The sequence below is a fragment of the Devosia subaequoris genome (assembly GCF_014197055.1).
Classification (GTDB): domain Bacteria; phylum Pseudomonadota; class Alphaproteobacteria; order Rhizobiales; family Devosiaceae; genus Devosia; species Devosia subaequoris.
On sequence record NZ_JACIEW010000023.1, the window covers coordinates 1 to 2,997 of the forward strand.

Annotated in this window: 4 protein-coding genes; all 4 read right to left on the reverse strand. The window is 60.2% G+C overall.

From position 1 onward, the window contains the following. Positions 1-48: 48 nt before the first annotated feature. Positions 49-270 (reverse strand): ribbon-helix-helix domain-containing protein, encoded by a 222-nt coding sequence (locus GGR20_RS18355; protein WP_183312804.1) that lies wholly within the window; start codon positions 268-270, stop codon positions 49-51. 42 nt (positions 271-312) lie between these two features. Further along, a complete protein-coding gene (locus GGR20_RS18360; protein WP_183312805.1) occupies positions 313-915 on the reverse strand; it encodes an AAA family ATPase in 603 nt (200 codons plus the stop codon). Positions 916-1,051: 136 nt separating this feature from the next. Then, positions 1,052-2,521 carry an AAA family ATPase gene (locus GGR20_RS18365; RefSeq protein WP_338084938.1) on the reverse strand — a complete coding sequence of 490 codons (1,470 nt, stop codon included), beginning with the start codon at positions 2,519-2,521 and terminating at the stop codon, positions 1,052-1,054. A gap of 147 nt (positions 2,522-2,668) precedes the next feature. Next, on the reverse strand, positions 2,669-2,997 hold a 329-nt coding region (locus GGR20_RS18510; RefSeq protein WP_210283254.1), incomplete at its 5' end, for a hypothetical protein.

Below are 2,997 nucleotides of genomic sequence, written 5' to 3' on the forward strand. Positions count from 1 at the left end.
AAGCTATCAAGCTATCAAGCTATCAAGCAGCACCGCGACGTTGTTCGATCAGAAAGATTTGTCGTACTTCGCGATCAGGTCGCCCACAGCTTCGTCCAATAATGCCTGCACGTTGGTCTGCCGCTCCAGAGCCATGCGATGCAAAAGGTCGCGTCGCTCGCGAGCCAGACGATAGCAAATCTGCGCTCGAACAGTCTCGACCTCCGCCAAATCCTCCGCGACCGCTTTAGCTCGCCCGGCAGTGTCGTCTCTTGCGTCCCATCTGCTCATCGCGTGGGCCTCCTCTGCAATGCAGACCACAACGCTTCGTACTCAAGGCGGGCGAGGCTGCTGCTGGCCATACTGGCGACGGCCAAACCTTGTTGAGTCAGTTCTGGGTGAATGAGCCGATGCGTAATCTGCGCTTGCCACAATAAAGCCCCGGCCTGCTTCAACCGCGCGCGCAGCTTTGACGGATGGTGGCTCAGTGTTCAGCCTTGAGGGCGGCGCGGCAGTCAGAGCGACCAGCGGAATCGTACCAACCCGTTGCAGCCGACCGACCCACTCTATGGCCAGCGTCACATCGAATCTAAACGGCCGGGCGACAATAAGCGATAGGTCGGCACGCTTGGCAATCTCGGCAGACCCCGCGTAACAGGCAGGCGGATTGTCGATGATGACAACGTCGTATCGGGCCCTGGCTCGTTCCATCAAGCTCGCGACCTGACCGACGTCGGTGCTGTGTACGGCAAAGGCAGGATTCTCGCTCACAGAGTGCCACTCGCTGGCTGAGCGCTGCGGGTCGGCGTCAACGATGAGTGTGCGGTGCCCGGCGGTAGCGCTGAGGCTCGCGATGGCGAGCGCCGAAGTCGTTTTGCCGCTCCCGCCTTTGCCCCAGAGAGCAAGCACCCGGGCTTTTGTTGGTTTCTCAGACATGGATGTTCCTTTCGTGGGACCATGTTCGCTCGAACTCTTGCAAGGAACAAATCGGCAGGGGCGACCGTCGGGGTGAACTTGCTATCAAGCGAGCAAGCTCGGTTGCTCGCTTGATAGCTATTCCTGCGAACTCGGCTCACGCCGGGGAAGCGGTGGTCGTCCGTGAGGTATGACGAGGAGGACTTGCGCCAGTCCCTGGAACAGCTGCCGTACCGGCTTCAGTCCGAGCGCAGGTAGGCTTTCTTGATAGAAACTTGGCCACTTCCTCACCGGACAGAACCCTGGATTTGATAAGGCGGTCCGTGAGCGCCAGCACCAGGTCGCGTTCGCGCTCCAGCATCTGCATGGCTCGAGCAAGCAACGCATCCAGGTCTGAAGCGACAGCAGATATCGTCGCCGGACTGGGCCTGATAGTCAGTGCCGGTCCATAGAGTAGAGTGCCGAACAGGCCCTGGCGTTCATGAGCGTCGATCAAGAGCCTGGTCGCCTGCTCCAGATCGACTGATGCACCGGTGTTTGCACCCCTTCCAAAACAAATGTCAGCGGCGCGTCCAGCCAGCGCTACCGTCACTTGATCGCGGACATCGCCCAGTGTCGGCGCGATGGTCGGCAGGGCACTTGCCACTACTCCACCGACCTCACCGCTTTGCATGATCGAGACCCACTGAACCTTGAGTCCGAGACGATGTGCGACGAAAGCATGACCGGCCTCATGCAGCGCAATGGTGCGGACGTCCTCTGGCGTTCTATTATCCTTTGGCAAGATCTGGGCTATCAGGTCGTCCAAACTCATCGCCCGGTTTTGACCCCGCGCCGTCGCACGAGCTTCGCGGACCCAGCCCTCCACCGCTGCGGGTGTGGCGCCCAGCGTAAGGTTCATGAGCGATGCAACATCGATCCGTTGTGCGTCGGTGCCGAGGTGAAACCGAAACAGATCTGACAGCTCATCGCGTGTTTCTGGTGGCCCGACGAAAATGCGCTGTTGCAGCCGGCCCGGCCGAACCAATGCGGCGTCGAGTCGATCGTAGAAGTTCGTCGCGCCCAAGAGCAGCACAGCTTTGCCCGATGCACGAAGCCGATCAATTTCCGTCAAGAACAAGGTTACGAGCGGTGTCCAAAAATCTCGCCCCCTTGCGTCCATGGTCGCGCGACTTGGCAGAGCATCGAGCTCGTCCAGAAAGGCGACCGTCGGTGCCGAGGCAATCGCTTCATCGATGAATCCGGTCAGATTGCGCGATGCGGCACCCAAAGCGCCATCGCCAACGGTGAACCACTGCCCAACCGAACTGCTGACAAAACTCCAGCCGGACGTGGCCGCCAGGCTTTGGGCAAGCAAGGTCTTTCCGGTTCCTGGAGGGCCCTCAAGAATGCCGCAAGTCAACGCGTCCGGTAAAAGCGTGCCCGCGCTGACACTGGACAGGTCCGCCAAGATCGAGTTGGTCCACCTGCGGACCGAACCTGTCAAAGGCAGGTCGTGGAGCATTGGCACAGCCAGCTTGCCGGTGGTGGGTTGAGGCGGGACCTTTCGGAGATTGTCGAGACATTCCCCGGCTGTGAGACGTGGTCGAATGGCCGTCACGATTCTGGTGATAGGCAAGTCCGCCATTTGTTGGGTGACGCCCCGAGCAACCCCGCCGGTTACAGCGCGGACTACCCTGCGGATCGTACTCCGATTGACAGGGTCTATAGTGACAGTCGCGTCTGCAGCAGCCAGCACAGCCGGGTCCAGAATGCCAATCGGCTCATGGCACAGTTAAACAATGGACCTGCCGTGCTGAACTGAGCTTAGCTCGTCCGCGCCGACCGGACGGTCAGCATGTTTGCTGATCATCCGCTCAGGGGCTGCGACAACGCGAACGTGGTCTCCGAGATTTGCAACTGCCCTTGTCAGGATATCGATCCAGTCAGCGTCCGGTGTCTTGATAATGATCACACTTGATCCACGTGCGATCAGCCGCCTCGCCTTTAGCGAAAGGGCCCTGTTCAGGGCGACCTCCGCCAGGCTCTCCTGCGCTGTCAGGGGGTGGCGCGGAGGGGAGGCGGAGTTGTCCACGTGCAGGTCGTTATCGTCAGAATGCTCAG

Bases quoted from the DNA above. Each gene is read 5' to 3' on its own strand.
- GGR20_RS18355 (WP_183312804.1), bottom strand. From the start codon at position 270: ATGAGCAGATGGGACGCAAGAGACGACACTGCCGGGCGAGCTAAAGCG.
- GGR20_RS18360 (WP_183312805.1), bottom strand. From the start codon at position 915: ATGTCTGAGAAACCAACAAAAGCCCGGGTGCTTGCTCTCTGGGGCAAA.
- GGR20_RS18365 (WP_338084938.1), bottom strand. From the start codon at position 2,521: ATGGCGGACTTGCCTATCACCAGAATCGTGACGGCCATTCGACCACGT.